This is a genomic window from Pseudomonas sp. SIMBA_041 (genome assembly GCF_046535095.1).
In the GTDB taxonomy this organism is placed as follows: domain Bacteria; phylum Pseudomonadota; class Gammaproteobacteria; order Pseudomonadales; family Pseudomonadaceae; genus Aquipseudomonas; species Aquipseudomonas mucoides.
In genome coordinates, this window is sequence record NZ_JAWRXJ010000649.1 from 1 (window position 1) to 252 (window position 252).

General features: G+C 61.9%; 1 protein-coding gene. It reads left to right on the forward strand.

The genetic code is table 11. The annotated features are described in order from the left end of the window. Nucleotides 1-48: 48 nt before the first annotated feature. The coding region (locus SB725_RS32715; RefSeq protein ID WP_410923640.1) for a tyrosine-type recombinase/integrase at nt 49-252 on the forward strand (204 nt) is incomplete at its 3' end.

The window sequence follows — 252 nt, forward strand, 5'->3', positions numbered from 1 at the left end:
CGGGCGGCTGAGGCTCTGACGTGGTGCCCGCCACCCCATAAGGGCCGCGTGTTCAAGCTCACCCAGTCCGCCATGAAGTACGCGTTCAGCCGGGTACGGGAACAATGCGGGCTTGGGAACCTGCACTTCCACGACCTTCGGCACGAAGCGGCCAGCCGACTATTCGAGAAGGGGCTCAACGTGATGGAAGTCGCGACAATCACCGGGCACAAGAACCTGAAGCATCTTCAGCGGTACACGCACTTACGCGCT